This window comes from Microcoleus sp. PH2017_09_SFU_O_A (assembly GCF_020738625.1).
Lineage (GTDB): Bacteria > Cyanobacteriota > Cyanobacteriia > Cyanobacteriales > Microcoleaceae > Microcoleus.
Genome location: NZ_JAEQCF010000001.1, coordinates 176,493 through 191,449, shown reverse-complemented (window position 1 = coordinate 191,449; position 14,957 = coordinate 176,493). Strand labels below are relative to the sequence as shown.

13 protein-coding genes are annotated in these 14,957 nt (G+C 45.6%); 7 read left to right on the top strand and 6 right to left on the bottom strand.

Annotated elements, in window-relative coordinates:
- The first annotated feature begins 280 nt into the window (after nucleotides 1–280).
- Nucleotides 281–1,372 (top strand): tRNA 2-thiouridine(34) synthase MnmA, encoded by a 1,092-nt coding sequence (gene mnmA / locus JGK16_RS00860; RefSeq protein ID WP_293189263.1) that lies wholly within the window; start codon nucleotides 281–283, stop codon nucleotides 1,370–1,372.
- Between the two features lie 260 nt (nucleotides 1,373–1,632).
- On the opposite strand, the gene JGK16_RS00855 is transcribed toward mnmA, so the two are convergent.
- Nucleotides 1,633–2,211: a hypothetical protein gene (locus JGK16_RS00855; RefSeq protein WP_293187068.1), complete on the bottom strand. Its 579-nt coding sequence runs from the start codon at nucleotides 2,209–2,211 to the stop codon at nucleotides 1,633–1,635.
- A gap of 556 nt (nucleotides 2,212–2,767) precedes the next feature.
- Here JGK16_RS00855 and JGK16_RS00850 point away from each other — a divergent pair.
- From JGK16_RS00850 to JGK16_RS00835, 4 genes are all read left to right on the top strand, one after another.
- Entirely contained in the window at nucleotides 2,768–4,711 is a 1,944-nt protein-coding gene (locus JGK16_RS00850; RefSeq protein WP_293189261.1) for a PP2C family protein-serine/threonine phosphatase, read from the top strand.
- 159 nt (nucleotides 4,712–4,870) lie between these two features.
- Nucleotides 4,871–5,449: a DUF6272 family protein gene (locus JGK16_RS00845; protein WP_293187070.1), complete on the top strand. Its 579-nt coding sequence runs from the start codon at nucleotides 4,871–4,873 to the stop codon at nucleotides 5,447–5,449.
- 46 nt (nucleotides 5,450–5,495) lie between these two features.
- A complete protein-coding gene (locus JGK16_RS00840; RefSeq protein WP_293187071.1) occupies nucleotides 5,496–5,840 on the top strand; it encodes a hypothetical protein in 345 nt (114 codons plus the stop codon).
- Between the two features lie 70 nt (nucleotides 5,841–5,910).
- Entirely contained in the window at nucleotides 5,911–7,383 is a 1,473-nt protein-coding gene (locus JGK16_RS00835; protein ID WP_293185525.1) for an adenylate/guanylate cyclase domain-containing protein, read from the top strand.
- Here JGK16_RS00835 and JGK16_RS00830 read toward each other — a convergent pair.
- A complete protein-coding gene (locus JGK16_RS00830; protein WP_293202692.1) occupies nucleotides 7,370–7,498 on the bottom strand; it encodes a hypothetical protein in 129 nt (42 codons plus the stop codon). The genes JGK16_RS00835 and JGK16_RS00830 overlap by 14 nt on opposite strands.
- A 280-nt stretch (nucleotides 7,499–7,778) precedes the next feature.
- On the opposite strand from JGK16_RS00830, the gene JGK16_RS00825 reads away from it, so the two are divergent.
- Together JGK16_RS00825 and JGK16_RS00820 are read left to right on the top strand one after the other, a co-directional pair.
- The gene (locus JGK16_RS00825; RefSeq protein ID WP_293189259.1) at nucleotides 7,779–9,428 is read left to right on the top strand and encodes an ABC transporter substrate-binding protein; all 1,650 of its coding nucleotides are present in this window, start codon (nucleotides 7,779–7,781) and stop codon (nucleotides 9,426–9,428) included.
- Between the two features lie 163 nt (nucleotides 9,429–9,591).
- A complete protein-coding gene (locus tag JGK16_RS00820; protein WP_293185523.1) occupies nucleotides 9,592–10,251 on the top strand; it encodes a pentapeptide repeat-containing protein in 660 nt (219 codons plus the stop codon).
- 329 nt (nucleotides 10,252–10,580) lie between these two features.
- Here JGK16_RS00820 and JGK16_RS00815 read toward each other — a convergent pair whose 3' ends face one another.
- From JGK16_RS00815 to acnB, 4 genes are all read right to left on the bottom strand, one after another.
- Complete coding sequence (locus tag JGK16_RS00815) at nucleotides 10,581–10,994, bottom strand: cupin domain-containing protein (RefSeq protein WP_293189273.1); 414 nt, start codon at nucleotides 10,992–10,994, stop codon at nucleotides 10,581–10,583.
- Nucleotides 10,995–11,068: 74 nt separating this feature from the next.
- The gene (locus JGK16_RS00810; RefSeq protein WP_293189257.1) at nucleotides 11,069–11,521 is read right to left on the bottom strand and encodes a nucleic acid-binding protein; all 453 of its coding nucleotides are present in this window, start codon (nucleotides 11,519–11,521) and stop codon (nucleotides 11,069–11,071) included.
- On the bottom strand, nucleotides 11,518–11,904 hold the full coding sequence (locus tag JGK16_RS00805) for a hypothetical protein (protein WP_293185520.1): 387 nt from the start codon (nucleotides 11,902–11,904) through the stop codon (nucleotides 11,518–11,520). Before JGK16_RS00805 ends, JGK16_RS00810 begins: the two co-directional genes overlap by 4 nt.
- 401 nt (nucleotides 11,905–12,305) lie before the next feature.
- Nucleotides 12,306–14,921, bottom strand: coding sequence for a bifunctional aconitate hydratase 2/2-methylisocitrate dehydratase (acnB, locus tag JGK16_RS00800; RefSeq protein WP_293189255.1), 2,616 nt, complete (start codon nucleotides 14,919–14,921; stop codon nucleotides 12,306–12,308).
- Between the last annotated feature and the right edge of the window lie 36 nt (nucleotides 14,922–14,957).

The following is a 14,957-nucleotide window of genomic DNA, read 5'->3' as shown; positions in this document are numbered from 1 at the left end:
AGGAAGAAGGAAGAAGGAAGAAGGAAGAAGGAAGAAGGAAGAAGGAAGAAGGAAGAAGGAAGAAGGAAGAAGGAAGAAGGAAGAAGGAAGAAGGAAGAAAAAATACACAGCAAGCCTTTGAGCGATCGGGATTTGAGGCTTAATTAGGTGGATTTACTTATTAGTGCTAAAATTTCAGCTAACAGCAGTAGCAGGTTGTAGTATTTTTGTGGTATAATCAATTAGCTCGATCGAACTTGCGTAACAGTAAAACAGTAAAATAGCAATTTATTTCCGAACCATGAACAAGATTGTCGTAGGCCTCTCCGGCGGGGTCGATAGTTCCGCAGCAGCCGCAATTTTACACCATCAGGGCTATGAAGTGGTGGGTTTAACGCTGTGGTTGATGAAAGGCAAAGGTCAATGCTGCTCTGAGGGAATGGTCGATGCCGCTAAAATTTGCGAAGATTTGGGCGTTCCCCATCACATTGTTGACAGCCGCGAGGTCTTTCAGGCAAGTATTGTCGATTTTTTGGTGGACGGTTACAGTGCAGGAGTTACACCTCTGCCTTGTTCGCAGTGCAATAAAACTGTGAAGTTCGGGCCGATGCTCAAGTACGCTCGCGAAGAGCTGGGTATTGAAAAGATTGCTACGGGGCACTACGCTCGCATTACCTATGATACTGCTACCGATCGCTATCAGTTGCTGCGGGCGATCGACCCTGCGAAAGATCAGTCTTATTTCTTGTACGATTTAACACAGGATTTACTGGCGGGTACGGAGTTTCCTTTGGGGGAAATCACCAAGACTGAAACTCGCAGAATTGCGGCGGAATTTGGCTTGACAACCGCTGATAAGCCGGAAAGTCAGGATTTGTGTTTGGTGGAAAGTAACGGTTCGATGCGGGCTTTTCTCGACAAGTACATTGCGCCGCAAAAGGGTGACATTGTAGATAAGTCCGGCCGCGTACTCGGACAGCACGACGGCGTGCACCACTACACTATCGGCCAGCGGAAGGGCCTGGGGATTGCCGCACCGGAACCGCTGTATGTGATTGAACTTGATGCTGGTGCTAATCGGGTAATTGTGGGCGATCGCCAGTTGGCAGTAGAATCTGACTGCAATGTCCAGAAAGTAAATTGGGTTTCTGTCGCTGGGCCGATCGCTCCGATTCGGGCTTCCGTGCAGATTCGCTATCGATCGCAACCCGTCCCCGCTACAATTATTCCCGTAGAATCATCCGAAGCAGACGAAAAAGCAAGCGGTACAAGAGTCAAGGTAATTTTTGACGAACCGCAGTTGAGCATTACCCCCGGACAAGCCGCAGTTTGGTATGACTCAGATGTGCTCTTAGGCGGCGGGATTATTGAAAGAAAAAAACTCCCAAATTGATGTTAGGGGATGGCTCGCGTGGGTGCATCTCAATGCAAGCGAATATATCCGTAGGGGCGAAGCATGACCGCATAAAATAGGAGATTATAACTAATAACTTATATGCGGTCATGCGAGAGCCCTCTTCAAAAAACCAGATGCACCCGCTCGCGTCCCCACCCCACAAGAAATCTACCACAATAAAATCTAGTCTTTGTGGAACAGGCATCTTGCCTGTTCCAAAAGGAAATTTATTGTTCATTTCACAGGGTCAAATTCCCTTAACTAACTTTCTTTTCCAAGCGCAACACATTCCCCCTAGCATTGGTGCGGTAAACCCAAGTTTGGCCGCCATCAGAAACCACAACCCGCCAACCTTCAACAATCATTTGGCCGCAAATTTCATCAGATTTCGCGAGTCCCAAACAAGTATTCGGCCAACTTTGCCGGCTCGATTCAGTGACTTTCAACTTGTCAGCAGCAATCCCAGTCGAGCGCGACAACTCTTGGCGAACTGCGGCTGCAACGTTTGCGGGCAACTGGTTCGGGGGATTTTGGCGCGTACCCTCAGCCAAATTGCCCGGTTCGGAAATTAGACTATTTAGTACCAATCCCGAATAGCTGATTTTTTTTTGATCCCCGACAGCGGGAAATTGCTGCGCTGTTTGCTCATCTTGGTTTTCCACCTGAACGAGGGACTGTTTGAGGGCGCCCGCGTTAGCCGCAGCGGTGTGGATTAGCGCCGGATACATTTCCCATGCCAGAATTCCCGTCAGCACCAAAGCCAAGATTAAAGGATTAGGCTGCTTTTCACCTCGGTTTTGATTGTTTTGAGAGTTATTTTCGGAGATTGGTTTCATAGTACGCCCTCTGCCTCACTTTACACTCTTGCGCGATCGCTCCGGAGCACTCAAATGCAGATACCGATATAGACACTGCTGCTGGTGCTGTTTGTTCCTTGGTGCAGAACCGACTTAACAGAGTCGTGCGGCGCAAGTATCTTATACTCCCTGCTGCCACTTCTGTTTCAGGAAACTTGCACTACCAGTTATTACTTAATTTTTACTTTTAGTATAGTATTGAGCAAAATTTATCGCTAGGTAAATCTGCTGAAACAAAAATGATTTTGGGGGAACATCTCAGTATAAATGACTATTCATCGTGCCCAAACTTCTGAAGGTTTTGTAGACAAGGGGAGGCGAACTGAGCCAGTGAGAGCCAAGGGATGCCGTACAATCTGTAGCAACAGGACGGGAACGCATGATAAATTAAGCAAGCTATCGCTGATTAATTAGAGGATTTAGGTTTTCAAGAGCGATCGTCCCCGAAAATAACTTAGTAGCGATCGCTAATTTTTTAGTAACATCTTGTTGAAATATATCGATTATGAACAGAAAATCCCTAGGAATCCATTTAATGAATCGGATCAGCTATCCTCAAAAATTCATCTTGATCGGTTTTCTATTTGCGATGCCGTTAGTCTTGATGATGTACCTGCTGATTTCCGAAATTAACACCAGAGTTGATTTTGCCCAAAAAGAAATCTACGGCAATCAATACCTGCGTCCGCTGCGCCAGTTGAGGGAATACATACCGAAATTTCACCTGTTAAATTATCAGGGTTTAAATCCAAATTTAAGCCAGCACGAGTCCTGGGATAATTTTGAAGCTAAGATAGACGCGGACTTTCAATCCCTGGCAAATACCGACCGCCAGTTAGGAACAACTTTAGTTTCCCGCGAGCAATTTAATACCATTTATCAAAATTGGCAAAAATTTAAACTTCATCGGAGCCAGTGGAGTTTAGAAACTTACGATGTTGTATATCAAAAAATCGCATATGATATTAATAAATTGAGCGCTCACGTCGGCGATACTTCCAATCTCATATTAGACCCAGATTTAGATACCTATTATTTGATGGATGCAACTTTGTTGAAAATTCCAGAAATGCAAAAATTATTGTCAGAAATTAGGCTATTTTCTCAAAAAAGTAGCCTGCGTTCCGATGCCACACCTGAGGAAAGAGCGAAATTGATTACTTTTGCGGGCAAATTGAGAGAACTCAATCAGGATTTAGCAATCAATATGGAGGTAGGATTTAGCAACAATCCTCACGGGAATCTGCGACCGAAATTAAGCCAAGATTTGATAAAATTTAACTCAGTAGTAGAGCAACTAACTGGGCAACTAGATAAACTAATTTATCCCACAGCCACAGTCGAATATTATACCTATCTCGATGGCAGCGACCGAGTTCTGAATTCGAGTTTTGAACTGTGGGACAAAAGTGTCAATGAATTAGACTTTCTCCTGCAAAAACGTATAGATGCTTTAGTTACTAGAAAACACTTAATTTATGTTTTTATTCTAATTATTTTAACAATAGTTGTTTATTTATTTGTATCTTTTTACCTAGCAGTCATGCAAACTGTATTTGTGCTTGAGGAAGCGTCAAAAAATATGGCAAGTGGCAATATTGACCACAAAATTATTTTGGATAACAAAGATGAACTCGGGCAAGTTGTGGGTGCATTTAACAAGATTGCCGAGGCTTTGGTTGGTGCGAATCAAGAAATTACTGTTCTTAACGATCGCCTAAAATCCGAAAATATGCGGATGAGTGCCGAACTAGATGTCACTCGCAAAATTCAGCAGATGCTGCTGCCGAAAGACCGAGAATTGAAGGAAGTTATTGGCTTAGATATTGCAGGATTTATGGAACCTGCTGATGAAGTAGGCGGTGACTATTACGATGTACTCCAGCACGAAGGTAAAGTAAAAATTGGTATTGGCGACGTGACGGGACACGGATTGGAGAGCGGTGTTTTAATGATTATGCTTCAAACAGCAGTGCGAACTTTGCTCACCTACAACGAAGCCGATCCGGTAAGATTTTTAACCGCTATTAACACTGTAATTTACGATAATATGCAGCGGATGAAATGGGATAAGAACGCTAGCCTTGCTTTGCTAGACTATCACGAGGGAATGCTGAAGTTGAGCGGCCAGCACGAAGAAATGATTGTCGTGCGGTGTAACGGTTCTGCCGAGCGGTTTGATACAATCGATTTGGGTTTCCCGATCGGGCTGGATGAAGATATTGCTGATTTTGTGGCCCAAACCCTTGTCCAGTTGCATTCAGGAGATGTGGTAGTGCTGTACACTGATGGGATTACGGAGGCTAAAAATATGAATAAAGTGCTTTATGGTTTAGATAGGTTAATTAAGGTAATACAGATTAATTGGCAGCAAACGGCTACAGAGATCAGGCACGCTGTAATTGACGACGTGCGATCGCACATCGGCGAACAAAAAGTTTTTGATGACATCACATTGCTGGTTCTAAAACAAAAATAGGGAATTGGGAATTGGGAATTGGGAATTGGGCATGGGGCATGGGGCATGGGGCATGGGGCATGGGGCATTGGTAGCAACTCGCCAATAACCAATAACCAATAACAACAGTCAACCAACAAATAACAACTAACAAATAACAACTAACAAATAACAACTAATATGATTCAGACTTTCGGCGATTTCATCGAGCCGACTCCCAGCCACGAATATTTAATAATTGGATTTTCCCCGAGTTCGATCCCCCTCAAGCAGCGGTGGCGGAACAACGGTTTGTCGGCGGATTTTCTGGCTGACTACTTGACGACTTTTTTCCCTGGAAACGAGGATGACCCCTCGACAATTGACAGACAAGCTGAAATTAAAAGTGCTGTTAGCTATATTGCTAATGAGTTATTAGAGAATGCGATGAAGTTTAATGATGAGACATCGGAACACCCGATCAACATTAAACTGCAATTAAGGAGCGACGGACTGATTTTCTCAGTTGCTAACACCATCCCTCCGCAAGGTGTAGGGAAGTTTCAGGCTTACATTCAGCAGTTGCTGGAGTCCGATCCGAGCGAGCTGTACATTGAGCGGTTGGAAAAAAATGCTGCTGACGAAAATTCTACTAATTCAGGATTGGGCCTGCTAACCATGCTGAGCGATTATACCACCAAAATAGGTTGGAAGTTCCAGACGGTGCAAAAAGACCCGGAAGTAATTACGGTGACAACTATGGTGCAATTAAGAGTATAAGTATCGCTGGCGATCGATAATATCTAAGGGACTTTTTTTTGCGGCAATGGAAATTAAAACAGAAGATTACGGGATCTGTTACGATCCATCAACGGCAACCGTGAGTTTTAGAGGATCTCTAAGGTTGAGCGGGCCCCAAGAGTACGCACCGATAGTGCAGTTGCTGGAGGAGGTAGCCGATTTGGCACCGGCAAAAATTACCCTCAATTTGCAACAGTTAGAATTTTTGAACAGTTCAGGCATAAATATGCTGTCGAAGTTTATTATCGAAGTCCGCAAAAAAGCTCGGGTGCAAATGGCGGTACAAGGTTCTCAACGTATAGCTTGGCAAGGTAAATCTGTGAAGAATTTCCAGCGCCTAATGCCGAGTTTGCAGTTTGAATTACTATAGACATATGATGACTTTTAGGGTATGGACTGTTGAGCAATTTTCTGTTAGTCGAGGCGCAAATTCTCGGGTTATGCTGGAAGAACAACCATCTAGAGAACAGCTACTTTTAGAGATAGAAAGATTGCGCCAGCAAGTGGAAGACTTGAAGGAGGAAAAAGCGGATCTGGAAATCTTGCTGGAAAATACTGCTGAACATTCCGATACGGTGGAATCTGAGTTGCGCTATCGGGCATTGGAGGCGGTGCGGGAAGGCGAAATCAAGCTAGCTCAATTTCTGGAAGCGATTCCCGTAGGCGTGGCGGTGCTCGATGCTCAAGGTAAACCTTACTACGTCAATCGTGCCGGACAGCAGTTACTAGGCCAAGGGGTGTTGCCGTTAAATGCTGTTGATGATTTGTCAAAAAGTTATAAATTTTATATCGCGGGAACTGATATTATTTACCCTTCACAGAATTTGCCGCTCGTCCGAGCTTTGACGGGAGAAAGTTCGACTGCTGACGATCTGGAAATTCATAGACTAGACAAGAAAATCCCCCTTGAGACTTGGGGGACGCCAATTTTTGACGGTGGCAAAGTTGCTTTTGCGATCGCAGTTTTTCAAGATGTCACGGAACGCAAACAAGCTGAAGCCGACCGCCAAACATTTATTAAGGAATTATTTGAAGTCAATAAAAGCTTAGAAAAATCTCTGGATGCTGAATCGGAATTAACTGATGCCTACGGGCGATTTGTGCCACATCAATTTCTCAATTTGTTGGGATATGAAAGTATTATTGATGTCAGTTTAGGCGATCAAGTGCAGCAGGAAATGTCGGTGCTGTTTGCGGACATCCGCGATTTCACGACGCTTTCCGAAACTATGACTCCTCAAGAAAATTTTAATTTTATAAATGCTTACCTGTCGCGCATGGAGCCTGCTATTACTAGCAATCACGGGTTTATTGACAAATATATCGGCGATGCGATTATGGCTTTGTTTAGCGACTGTGCAGATGATGCAGTGAAAGCTGGTATTGCGATGCTAAATATCCTGAATGATTACAACAGATACCGTTTAAGTGTGGGCTACATCCCGATTAAAATTGGGATTGGGATCAATTCTGGTTCTTTGATGCTGGGGACAGTTGGTGGCACAAGCAGAATGGATAGCACGGTGATTAGTGATGCTGTTAATTTGGCATCTCGGATTGAAGGGTTGACGAAAGATTATGGCGTTCCTATGTTAATTTCTCAGCAGACATTGGAACGGTTGCGAAATCCGGCTGATTATAATATTCGGATTGTGGATAAAGTACAGGTAAAAGGAAAATTACAATATGTCACAATATATGAGGTCTTCGATGCCGATCCGCCGGAAATTCTCTCGGCTAAGCTAGCAAATTTGGCGGTATATACTGAAGCAATGTTACTTTGCGATCGCCATGAGTACCGATTGGCAGGAAAATTGTTTGAAGAGTGTTTGCGGAAAAATCCGAGCGATCGGGTAGCTCGCATTTACCTGAAACGCTGTCGGGATTGGCGATCGCTCCTCAGGGAAATTTAGTCAGTTGGCTGTTGGCAGTTGGCAGTTGACAGTTGACAGTTGACAGTTGACAGTTGACAGTTGACAGTTGACAGTTGACAGTTGGCAGTTGGCAGTTTAAGAGGTTTCGCGACATTGCATCGGGAGCATCTCAGTTTTGCATTTATATATAGTGCTGTCCCCGCTCGCGAGTACAATACGCGAGCGGGGACGCTCGCACTATAATAAAAAAATGCTTTTTACAAAAATGAGATGCTCCCTTGACAGTTGACAGTTGACAGTTGACAGTTGACAGTTGGCAGTTGGCAGTTTAAGAGGTTTCGCGACATTGCATCTACCAAGAAACCGGGTTTCTCATTTAAAAGTGTGTAAGTCCTGATAATATAATTACTAATTTGGAGTGTCAATAAAAGACGATGGGAATTAACAAGTGGCAGTCGAGAATATCTATAAAACCTTCAGTAATTAAAGTTATAGCTTTGTTCTGCCTCTGCTGCTTGTTAACTGCAAGCTGCGGACAGAGTGCCAGTCGATCGCCCAATTCGCCCAATTCGCCCAACAACGATCGCGTGACAATTGGCACAACCTTGAAATTGCGGACGATCGACCCCGCCGACGCTTACGAAACCATCTCAGGACAACTGCTGCGAAATTTGGGCGATACTCTCTACACCTACGAGTCGGGAACGACAAAGTTAATCCCCCACTTGGCGACAGCAATGCCAAAAGTTAGCAAAGACGGATTGACATATACAATTCCCTTGCGTCAAGGCGTGATTTTTCACGACGACACACCGTTTAACGCCGCAGCAATGGAATTTTCCTTGCAGCGGTTTATCAAAAATGGCGGTCGTCCGGCTTTCTTGTTGGGCGATGCAGTAGAATCGGTGAAAGCGACGGGCGAATACGAATTAACTTTTCAACTCAAAAAGCCTTTTGCTGCGTTTCCTTCTTTGCTGACATTTGCCGGTCTTTGTCCGATTTCTCCGAAAGCTTATGAGATTGGGGACGGTAAATTTAAACCGGATACTTTTGTGGGAACTGGACGCTACAAACTGGCGAAGTACGGTAGCGATTCTCTGAAGTTTGACGCCTTTGATAAGTATTGGGGAGAAAAACCCGTCAATAGAGGTATTGACATTTTGCTGCTTTCGAGTTCTTCAAATTTGTTCAATACTTTTAGGACTGGTGCGATCGATGTAGCTTATTTATCCCTGGATGCGGATCAAGTTCGCAGCTTGGATGAGGGAGCAAAAAAAGGGAAATGGCAGGAAATCGCGGGGGAGAGCAGTACAGTTAGTTATATGACGCTGAATCTCAATTCTAAACCGCTGGATAAGTTAGAGGTGAGACAGGCGATCACCGCGGCGATGGATCGGCCGTTGATTAACGATCGCGTCCTCCGAGGACAAGCCCAGCCTCTGTACAGCCTGATTCCCACAACCTTCGACGTTAACAAGCCAGTATTTAAAGAACTGTACGGCGACGCCAACATGACAAAAGCCAAGGAATTGCTAAAAAAAGCGGGATATTCGGCCGCCAATCCGTTTATTTTTCAAATTTGGCATCCTAGCGGTTCTACAAAACGAGGTTTAGTGGCGAGTACGATTAAAGCTTTAGCCCAACTCAAAATGGACGGGATAATGCAGGTGGAAATTAACAGCGTTGAATCTCCGACTTTGTTTCAGAATATAGAGAAGGGGATTTATCCTGCGGTGTTGGTGGATTGGTACGCTGACTTTTTCGACGCTGACAATTACATTCAGCCGTTTTTGGATTGTGCGACGGGTTCGGCGGCCCGCGGGTGTGAAAAGGGTGCCAGTCAGGGGCAGGGTTCGTTTTATTATAGCGATCGGGTAAATCAACTGATCGCCAAGCAGCGCCAAGAAGCCAACCCTCAAACCCGCAAAGCTTTGTTTGCCGAAATTCAGGACATACTAGGTCAAGATGTACCTTTCATCCCTCTATGGCAGGATAAGGACTATACTTTTGCTCAGAACAGCATCACGGGTGTCCGTCTCGAACCGACGCAATCCTTTCCCTTTTGGTTCCTGAAAAAGCAATAATTGTTTACAATAATTGTTGGGAGTTTAAACGTCCATAATTCTATCATCTTTTGTGCACAACAGGGTGATGATTGTCACAGTTTATCGAAGAGACCGATCACCCCACTCTCTCTAAAAATGTTGGATATTATTAGTAGAGAGAGATATCGCCGAGGGTGAGTATATGAAATTTGGAATTTTAACAACAACAGGGCTGCTAATTGCGATCGGTTTTGCTTCTGGAGTCAAAGCAGAAAACGTATCACAAGTCAAGCAACTATTAGAAACTAAAAATTGCAGCAAATGTGACTTGACAGGAGCGCAGCTTTCTGGCATGAATCTCAGCGGTGCGAATTTGAACGGTGCAAATTTGAGTGGTGCAAATTTGAGCGGTACAAATTTGAACGAAGCCAAATTAAACGCAGTAAATCTGACACAAGCTAAATTGCAAGGTGCGAGCTTAATTGGGGCTAAAATGCACGGGGCAAATTTGGAGGGTGCTGATTTGACTCGCGCTAACCTGAGTTTGGCTGGTTTAGTAATTGCCAGTTTGAAAAATACCAACCTTACCAGTGCTAATTTGGTCGGGGCTAATTTAGAAAGTGCTAATTTGACTGGGGCGAACCTGAGAAATGCCCGTCAGTCTGTCGCGAATCTGGGAAATATCACCCTCCGGGGCGGTAGTTTGTCGGGAATAGATGTGCTGGGGGTTAACTTGCGGGATGCTAATTTGACTGGTGCTAATTTGACCGGTGCTAACTTGAACGGTTCGGATTTGACTGGCGCTAATTTACAGGATGCCAATATGGCAAATGTAGATTTGAAAAACGCTGCTTTGCCGTAGGACGATCGCCAATTGCTATATCAGACTATCGTGTTTAACAACCTTAATATAATCCTGTAGGGGCAATTTCTGAAATTGCCCCTATAATTTTAATTTCCTTCATTCATTTGACAGTTTGTAGGGGCGGTGCCCCCGTGCCCGCCCTCTTCGTTGACTGTTGACAAAAGAAGGAACAGGATTGGAGTAACGAAGAGCCTGATTTTAATTTCTCCCGGGCTTGGGGCTTTAAACTAATTCTTTCTGGTAATTTTAATTTTCCGTTAAGTCTGAGATGAGAGAGGACTGAAGTCCTCACTACAAACCTGAGAGTTATTTAACTTGATTTGAGATCAATCTTCGTCAGCGGCATCTTGGGGAAAACGGATAATGTCATCATCACCCAGATATTCGCCATTTTGGATTTCAATCATCACCAAGGGAATAACGCCGGGGTTTTCCACGCGGTGAGCGGTATTCATGGGAACGTAGGTTGACTGTTTCTGCATGAGAATGGTCTCTTTGTCATCGCAGATAACTTTAGCGGTACCGGAGACGACAACCCAGTGTTCGCTGCGGTGATAGTGCATTTGGGTGCGGATGTGGTGTCCCGGTTTGACTTCGATGCGATTGATCTTGTAGCGATCGCCCGCGTCTATGACTGTAACTTTACCCCAAAACCGGGTTTGCGTGCGATCGTCCGTTTTTTCGATTGTGTCCACTGTTTCCACCATGCTGTTGATCTCGCTAACGGTGTCTGTAAAAATATATGTAGTTGAAAGTATATCAAAACGTAAGTGCGATCGGGCTTTGGCTTAACTTTTTCTCTCAGAATCCAGTTTTACGAGATCGATCGCCATTCGCGAGCATCCACAAACTGAGACAAATGCCCCACATTTGTGGTAGCAATTACCACTTCATTTGCCTCATTTGCTAATAATATTGCTTGAGCAGCCAGAATCACATCGCCGTCAAGTGCATTCGGTTCTGCTGTTGGCCTTCCTCTCTTTCGTGCATCCGCCCACAACTGAGCCGCTAGAAGCATTACCTCCGTAGTCAAAGGACGGTATGTCAGGACATTTTTAAATTTGTCAAGCTTTTTAAGACCGTTCTCTTTTCCGGCTCTAATCAACTCGCGCCGCACCTCATAGTCAGCAATTTCAGGCAGGATTACCATTGCGCCATTATCTAGTAACGATGCTAGCCAAAGTTGGCATTCCAAATAAGGAGGTTTGGCTTGAGGATTTGTCACCATCCCCAAGGGGCCGGAATCCAAAATAATTATTCTGCTCATGGAAACAATGGTCGATTAGACATCCGATCTTCATTTATCACTTGTTCAAGATATTCCGCAGTTTCTTTTTGTTCTTGTTCATCATCCTCATCTTCTCGCCACGATCGCAATAATTCGATCGCAGGTTGATTTCTTTTGATCCTTTCCTCCTTCGACAGTTTAGTAAAATCTACGTTTTCAGGTGTCTGGGCGGGTTCCGGTAATCCGGGCTTAACCGTCACAGTTTCCAGAAATAACCGCATCATTTTCAGCAAATTCGGCCAATATTCTCTCGGAGTTTGCTGAATTACACTGAGAAACTCTACCATTTCGTTGCCAATGCGAGGTTCTGGCGCTGAAGTTGCTGTCGCTGGACTTTCACTGACTAAAGCTTGTTCAGACATAATCATTTTTCTCCTTTCTCGGATTTATATGAATCAGCGGGTCGATCGATATCCTGGATGGGAAGCCAGAGATTGGCGATCGAATTCGCCTCTACTTATATTGTAAATATTGTAAACAAAAGGCGGAGGATGATTCATTCAAATTATGGGATTTGCTTGAACCGCAGATATCAGCGGATGAACACAGATGTACGCAGATAATTAATTCATCTGCGTACATCTGCGTTTATCTGCGGTTCTAAATAACCATCTAAGTCAGCGGGTGCATCTCATTTTTGAAGAGGGCGAAGCATGACCGCATATAAGTTATTAGTTATAATCTCATATTGACTGCGGTCATGCTTCGCCCCTACACACATATTTGCCAAACCCAGATGCACCCTCAGTAAGCTGCGATGATATTACTTGCTCAAAACACCCTCAGGAATCCCCAAAATATCCTCAATCCGAGGCATATCTTCCAAAGCAATCACTCGCCCTTCATCCTCAAAGCCCGCAATCTGATCGAAATTTAAATATCGATACAAATCACCAGCAAAAGGATTGATTTTCTTCGCCACAATCTCTTGGTATTCTTCGACTGTGGGAATTCGACCCAACAGCGAACAAACTGCGGCTAATTCCGCAGAACCGAGATAAACTTGCGCGTCTTTACCCATGCGGTTGTTGAAATTACGAGTCGAAGTTGAAAACACGGTTGTCGCATCTTTAACCCGCGCTTGATTGCCCATACAAAGACTGCATCCCGGCATTTCTGTGCGCGCTCCAGCCGCTCCAAAAATGCTGTAATAACCTTCTTCTTTCAGTTGCTGTTCGTCCATCCGAGTTGGCGGACAAATCCACAGGCGAGCTTTCACTTCCCCTGCACCTTCCAACACCTTCGCAGTGGCGCGGTAGTGACCGATATTTGTCATGCAGGAACCGACAAATACTTCGTCTACCCGATCGCCCGCAACCTCACTCAACAGCTTCACATTATCCGGGTCATTCGGCGCAGCCACAATCGGTTCAGTAATCTCATTGAGATCGATTTCGATGATTTCCACATACTCCGCATCAGCATCCGCCTCAAGCAACACCGGATTAGCCAGCCATTCCTCCATCTTCGCCACCCGGCGCATCATCGTCCGCGCATCTTCATAGCCCCGCGCCACCATATTTTTGAGCAGTGCGACATTAGAACGAATGTACTCAGAGACCGTCTCAGAACTCAATTTAATCGTGCATCCGGCGCAAGAACGCTCGGCCGAGGCATCGGTCAATTCAAAAGCCTGCTCAACCTTCAAATCTGGCAAACCTTCAATCTCCATAATCCGCCCAGAAAAGACATTTTTCTTATTCTGTTTGGAGACTGTCAGCAAACCTTTTTGAATTGCTACGTAGGGAATTGCATTCACAACATCTCGCAGCGTTACTCCCGGTTGCAATTCACCTTTGAACCGGACTAGAACCGATTCCGGCATATCCAAAGGCATCACGCCCAAAGCAGCAGCAAAAGCTACTAATCCCGAACCCGCCGGAAAGGAAATTCCTAAAGGAAAACGAGTGTGAGAATCGCCGCCAGTTCCCACTGTATCCGGCAATAACATCCGGTTCAGCCAAGAGTGAATGATGCCATCTCCGGGACGCAAAGCTATGCCCGCGCGCTGTGACATAAAATCGGGCAATTCGTGGTGAGTTTTGACATCCACTGGTTTCGGATAGGCGGCGGTGTGACAGAAACTTTGAATTACCAAATCGGCACTAAATCCCAAACAAGCCAGTTCTTTTAATTCGTCCCGAGTCATGGGGCCGGTGGTATCTTGGGAACCGACTGTGGTCATTAATGGTTCGCAAGATGTGCCGGGACGAACGCCGGACAAACCGCAGGCTTTCCCTACCATTTTTTGAGCTAAGGTGAAGCCTTTTCCGGTATCGGCGGGAATAGTTGGACGGGTGAAAATCGGGCTAATTTCTAGTCCTAAAGCTTCGCGAACTTTGTCGGTTAAGGTGCGTCCGATTAATAGGGGAATTCGACCGCCGGCGCGAACTTCGTCGAGAATTGTGTCGGGTTTGAGGGTGAAGGTGGAGATGATTTCTCCGGCTTCGTTGGTGATTTCGCCTTTGTAGGGATGAATGGTGATTACCATGCCGGTTTCCATTTTGGCGACATCGCATTCGATCGGCAATGCGCCGGAATCTTCAGCGGTATTGAAGAAAATCGGGGCGATCGCACTTCCTAGAATATATCCGCCGTTGCGCTTGTTTGGTACAAACGGAATATCGTTACCAATGTGCCACAACACGGAGTTAATCGCCGATTTCCGCGAGGAACCTGTGCCGACAACATCGCCAACGTAGGCGACGGGATGGCCTTTTTCTTTCAATTGGGCGATCGTTTCTAAGGCCCCTGGCATCTTGCTTTCGAGCATCGCCAAAGCGTGCAGGGGAATGTCCGGCCGCGTGGTAGCCTGAGGTGCGGGAGACAAGTCATCGGTATTGGTTTCTCCGGGCACTTTGAAGACTGTAACAGTAATGGCTTGGGCTAGTTCGGGGCGGCCGGTAAACCACTCGGCATCAGCCCAGGAATCGACTACCTGCTTCGCGTAGGGATTGGTATCCGACAGGGCGAGAATGTCGTGGAAGGCATCGAATACTAACAGCGTTTTGCTCAGAGCCCGGGCTGCGGTGGCGGGGATAGCGATTTCGGCAGTAGGATTGAGCAAGTCGATTAAAGATTGGACGTTGTAACCGCCCATCATTGTCCCCAGCAGGTAAACTGCCCATTTGGGAGCAATTAGGGGACTGTGGATTTCACCTTTGGCGATGCCGGTTAAAAAACCAGCTTTGACGTAGGCGGCGCTGTCTACGCCGGGGGGTACGCGATCGCGCAATAATTCGATTAAGGCTTCTTCTTCTCCCGGTGGCGGATTTTTCAGCAATTCGCAGAGTTCCGACGTTTGCTGGGCGTCTAGCGGCAGCGGCGGAATTCCCAATGCGGCTCTTTCGGCAGCGTGAAGGCGGTAAGATTCAAGCATTTTCTCTCTCTCCTCGGATAGTTTTGGGTAGTTGTT